Here is a 5,489-nt window from a genome sequence, read left to right as displayed (position 1 = left end):
GCCGGGCCTCCAGGAGTACATTGGACGGATTGCGGTGTTCCACGGTAGGAACGACCCTATCTTAGCAAAAGGCTCAACTTTCTATGTCCCCCATTGAGAAATCCAGCAAACTGGACAACGTCTGTTATGACATTCGTGGCCCGGTACTCAAAGAAGCTAAACGTCTTGAAGAAGAAGGCAATAAAGTCCTCAAACTGAACATTGGCAACCCTGCCCCGTTCGGCTTTGATGCTCCCGATGAAATTCTGGTCGACGTGATCCGCAATCTGCCAACGGCTCAAGGCTACTGCGATTCCAAAGGGCTTTACTCGGCGCGCAAGGCGATCATGCAGCACTATCAGGCACGTAACATGCGTGACGTGACCGTTGAGGATATCTACATTGGCAATGGCGTTTCTGAGCTGATCGTGCAGTCCATGCAAGCGCTGCTGAATATCGGTGATGAAATGCTGGTGCCTGCACCAGACTATCCGCTGTGGACCGCCGCCGTGTCGCTTTCCAGCGGCAAGGCCGTGCACTACATGTGCGACGAAGAATCCGGCTGGTTCCCGGATCTGGACGATATTCGCAGCAAAATCACACCACGTACCCGTGGCATCGTGATCATCAACCCTAACAACCCAACCGGTGCGGTCTACAGCAAAGAACTGCTGGAACAGATCGTCGAGATCGCCCGCCAGCATGACCTGATCATCTTTGCCGACGAAATCTACGACAAGATCCTCTACGACGAGGCAGAGCATCACTCCATCGCCGCATTGGCCCCAGACCTGCTGACCGTTACCTTTAACGGCTTGTCCAAAACCTACCGCGTTGCCGGTTTCCGTCAGGGCTGGATGGTGCTTAACGGGCCGAAGAAGCATGCCAAAGGCTATATTGAGGGGCTGGAGATGCTGGCTTCCATGCGTCTTTGCGCCAACGTGCCAATGCAGCATGCGATCCAGACGGCACTGGGGGGTTACCAGAGCATCAGCGAATTTATTCAGCCTGGTGGGCGTCTGTATGAACAACGCGACCGCACTTGGGAGCTGCTAAACGAGATCCCTGGCGTTTCCTGCGTGAAACCTCAGGGGGCGCTCTATATGTTCCCACGCATCGATGCCAAGCGCTTTAACATCCGCGACGACCAGAAGCTGGTGCTGGATCTGCTGTTGCAAGAGAAGGTGTTACTGGTACAGGGCAGCGCGTTTAACTGGCCTTACCCAGACCACGTACGCATCGTTACGCTGCCCCGCGTAGATGAATTGGAAATGGCCGTGGGCAAACTGGGCCGCTTCCTGGAAACCTATCACCAGTAATTGCTGCCGGGCGTAGCATGCTGCGCCCATGTCTCTGATTGGCACTGACTTGGTAGGGGCGCCGCATGCGCCCGTTTCTCCGGTTGGCACAGATATCGTATACTGCGCTCCTACAGATCCAAAGAGAGAACATCATGAGCCAGAGCCACTTCTTTGCCCACCTGTCCCGTTTGAAACTGATTAGCCGCTGGCCGCTGATGCGCAATGTGCGTACCGAAAACGTTTCTGAACACAGCTTGCAGGTCGCCTTTGTCGCCCATGCGCTGGCCGCGATCAAAAACCGCAAGTTTAACGGCAACCTGAATGCCGAACGCGTGGCGTTGTTGGCGATGTACCACGATGCCAGCGAAGTGCTGACCGGCGATATGCCCACTCCCATCAAGTATTACAACCCGCAGATTGCCCACGAATACAAAAAAATCGAGAAGATTGCCCAGCAAAAGCTGCTGGAAATGCTGCCCGAAGAGTTACAAAACGATTTCCGCTCTATCCTGGATGAGCACCATCACAGCGAGGACGAAAAGCTGATCGTGAAGCAGGCCGATGCGCTATGCGCTTATCTGAAGTGTCTGGAAGAGCTGTCAGCGGGGAATAATGAGTTCAAGCTGGCTAAGGCACGCCTGGAGAAGACGTTGCAGCTGCGTCACAGCCCAGAAATGGATTATTTTATGCAGGTATTCATCCCAAGCTTTAGCCTTTCGCTGGATGAAATCAGCAGCGACTCACCCATGTGAGAGTAGTGCCAGGTGCTTTGCACCTGGCAGTCTGAGACACCTTAACCGCAGGTCGTGCCTTCAGGCATTTCCACCCTGAACTCCTGCTCCACCACCGAGCGTAAATCGATACGCTGGAAGGTTTGCGTGACCAGGAAGCGGTAAATTTTATCCTGTGGGCATTGGTTGCCAAAGTAAGAAGCCTGGGCTTGCAGTACCGGTTTTTTATCGCTGTTAAACATACTCAGCAGGAAGCGGCGCTCGGTGTAGTAGTCCCTTTTCTTCGAATAGCCGATGATCTCTCTGGTCATGATGGCCTTGGTGGTGCAGGTCGCCTTTTCCCCTTTCTTGGTATTTTCGGTGGTGCATTCAGTGGTCTCACCAGTGGCAACATCCCCGTAATCCGCACTGGTATATTCGTGCACCCGGGTGTTTTTATCTACGTCCAACACCACAAACAGCTTGGGCACTACGCCGCCTTTTGGCAGGTTATCCTCGGTATAAACGCGCTGGAACCCCTTTTGACGCAAAAACGTCAGCGTATTGCCGAAGAAGTGCTTCGCCAGCATCGGTTCATCAGAATCTGAGGCGACGAGCACCAGCACCGGCGCATTCTTATCAAAGGCATAACCCGGATCGGGCACCGAATTGAGAGAGCCACTCATGTATCTCGCACAACCGGACAGCAACAACAGAGAAGCTAAAGTAAGGGTTATAAATCCATATTTAATTTTCATGGCAACTCCAGAAGGATCGCTAAACTAAGCCAGGGCGACACCGGTCGCCGTAAAGCCTCAACAAGCTGCAGCATGAGCCGATAAAATGCCAAAACTCTTTATGGTTTCGGTCGTTAGCTACTTCATCGTATTCCCCAGAAAAGATAAAGCGCCTTTTCATATTCCTGACATAAAACGCAAACTGTGTGCTTAAAACGCATACAGCCAAGGCACCAGGATCACGCTGACAATCATCACCAGCACGGTAAACGGCACCCCAATTTTCAGAAAATCGCCAAACTTGTAGTTCCCCGGCCCCAACACCAGCGTATTGACCGGCGATGACACCGGCGTCATAAAGGCGGCAGAGGCGGCAATAGCGATAATCATGGCAAACGGATAAGGCGAAACGCCCATTTCACGGGCCGCGGCGATAGCAATCGGAGCCATCAATACCGCCGTGGCGGTGTTGGAGATAAACAGCCCAATGGTGGCGCACAGGACAAACAAACAGGCCAGCATAACGTGCGGCCCGGCATCACCGGCAACGTCCATCAACCCACGGACGATCAGATCGACCCCTCCCGTTTTCTGCAACGCCTGGGCAAAGGGCATCATACCGACGATCAAAATGATGCTCGGCCAATGGATCGCCTTATAGGCACTTTCCATATCGATGCAGCGAAAGCGCCCCATCAACAGGCAAGCGACCAGCGCGGCGATCGGGTTGGGGATCTCATCGGTCAGCATCATCGCCACCATCAGCGCCAGACAGAACAGCGCATGGGGTGCCTGGGTGATCGCTGGCGCCACTTCATCCACTTCGGCAGGCAGGTTCAGGACGATAAAGTCATGGGTTTTGGCCTGCAGCTGACGGATCGCTTTCCAGTCGCCGATCACCAACAGAATGTCCCCCAGGCCAAGCGGTTCATCCACCAGCTTGCCTTGCAGGGTTTCACCATTGCGGCGGATGCCGACCACATTGAGATCGTAACGGCTACGGAAAGCGGCATCGCGCACGCTTTTCCCCAGCAGGGCCGACTCAGGGATTAGCGAAACTTCGGCCATGCCCACGTTGCGCGACTGTTCGGAAAAATACTCTCCCCGCAGCACCATGGGTTCAAGTTGTTGCTCACTACAGAACTGACGCAGATCGATATCGCAATCCGTCATGTCGATCAGCAGCACGTCCCCTTCGCGCAGTTCCGTGCTGCCAAAGGCGCTGATCATCACTCGGCGAAAACGCTTCCAGCGCTCGATGCCGATCACGTTGGCGCTGTAACGCGCTCGTAAATGCAGTTCATCCAGCGAGCGGCCAATCAGTGGCGAACCGCTGCGCACCGCCAAACGACGCGCCCGCCCGGTGAGCTTATAGTCGCGGATTAAATCGCGGAAAGTCCGGCGCTCCCAGGCCGACTTGGTCTTGGTGCCGCCGCTGTCGCCGAGCCAGCGGCGCGCAATCAGCATGTACCCCACGCCCAACAGCAACACCACCAGGCCAATTGGCGTGACGCCAAAGAAACCGAAACCAATGATGCCTTCACGCACCAGTTCGCTGTTGACCACCATATTCGGCGGCGTGGCGACCAGCGTCATCATGCCGCTGATCAAACCGGCAAAGCTCAGCGGCATCATCAACCGCCCCGGGGAGATTTTCATGCGCACTGCGACGCTGAGTACCACCGGAATAAAAATGGCTACCACCCCGGTTGAGCTCATGAATGCCCCCAGCCCGGCAACGGTAAACATCAGCAGCATCATCATCTTGGTTTCACTGCTGCCCGCTACTCTCACCAACCAGTCGCCAACCTGATAGGCCACCCCGGTGCGCACCAACCCTTCGCCAATAACGAACAGAGCCGCAATCAAAATGACGTTAGGATCGCTGAAACCCGCCGTTGCCTCTTGCAAGCTCAAGGTTCCACTGAGCACAAACGCAATGATCACCAACAGTGCCACCACATCCATGCGCAGCTTGTTGGTGGTAAACAGCACAATGGCTATTAACAGTAAACTCAAAACCCAAAGCAATTCGCTGTTCAAAACGGCCTCATTCTGCAGTGATCCCGGCATAAGAAATTAGCATAAAAAAACCCCGCCGATGCGGGGTCTAATCAAATTGGGGTAAGAAAGTGCAGATTAAGCAATCAGTTCGATGACAGCACCCTGTTCGGACTTGGCGATCTTGATCTGTTCCAAGGAGGAAAGGATCAGATCCACCTGGTCCAGTTTTGGCGTGTCTGCCGGTGCATTTACCGCAATCACCTGGCAACCCGCAGCCAAGCCGGAAAGGATCCCTGCAGGGGCATCTTCTACCACTACGCAATCCTCTGGTGCCAAGCCAAGGCCTTTTGCCCCTAACAGATAGGCGTCTGGATGCGGTTTACCCTGTTTGACCCGCTCACAGGTGATAAACACCTCAGGAAGCGGCAACCCACCGGCAATACGGCGGGCGTTAGCCACTGGCACGGAACCCGAGGTGACGATCGCCCAAGGTATCCCCAACGCATTGATCCGCTCCAGCAGGGCCGATGCACCTGGCAAGGCGTGGACGCCGTCGGTATCCTCTGCTTCCACCTTCTCAAGCAGTTTGAACTCATGCTGCAGTTCAGCCTCGGTGGCATTCGGCATAAAATGACGCAGCGAGGTGATCGCCTGTTTTCCGTGGATAAAGTCCAGCACCTGTTGCGGGCTGATGCCATGGCGTTCTGCCCAATGCGTCCAGGCGCGCTCTACCACCGGTAATGAATCTACTAACGTTC

General features: G+C 54.7%; 5 protein-coding genes. 2 read left to right on the top strand and 3 right to left on the bottom strand.

Going from position 1 to position 5,489, the window contains the following annotated elements; translation table 11 throughout:
* Window positions 1-83 precede the first annotated feature (83 nt).
* Window positions 84-1,298, top strand: a complete 1,215-nt coding sequence (locus ACLQ7H_RS18910) for a pyridoxal phosphate-dependent aminotransferase (protein WP_021805995.1) — start codon at window positions 84-86, stop codon at window positions 1,296-1,298.
* A 134-nt stretch (window positions 1,299-1,432) separates the two neighbouring features.
* Window positions 1,433-2,032, top strand: a complete 600-nt coding sequence (gene yfbR / locus ACLQ7H_RS18905; RefSeq protein ID WP_021178529.1) for a 5'-deoxynucleotidase — start codon at window positions 1,433-1,435, stop codon at window positions 2,030-2,032.
* A gap of 41 nt (window positions 2,033-2,073) precedes the next feature.
* On the opposite strand, the gene ACLQ7H_RS18900 is transcribed toward yfbR, so the two are convergent.
* The 3 genes from ACLQ7H_RS18900 to ACLQ7H_RS18890 all read right to left on the bottom strand — a co-directional run.
* Window positions 2,074-2,676 (bottom strand): hypothetical protein, encoded by a 603-nt coding sequence (locus ACLQ7H_RS18900; RefSeq protein ID WP_411753993.1) that lies wholly within the window; start codon window positions 2,674-2,676, stop codon window positions 2,074-2,076.
* 261 nt (window positions 2,677-2,937) lie between these two features.
* On the bottom strand, window positions 2,938-4,770 hold the full coding sequence (locus tag ACLQ7H_RS18895) for an SLC13 family permease (protein WP_411753992.1): 1,833 nt from the start codon (window positions 4,768-4,770) through the stop codon (window positions 2,938-2,940).
* Window positions 4,771-4,866: 96 nt separating this feature from the next.
* A partial coding sequence (locus ACLQ7H_RS18890; protein ID WP_411753991.1) for a sugar phosphatase occupies window positions 4,867-5,489 on the bottom strand: 623 nt, incomplete at its 5' end.

The sequence above is a fragment of the Serratia sp. (in: enterobacteria) genome (assembly GCF_046715635.1).
GTDB lineage: Bacteria > Pseudomonadota > Gammaproteobacteria > Enterobacterales > Enterobacteriaceae > Chania.
This window is presented reverse-complemented; position numbering and strand designations above follow the sequence as displayed.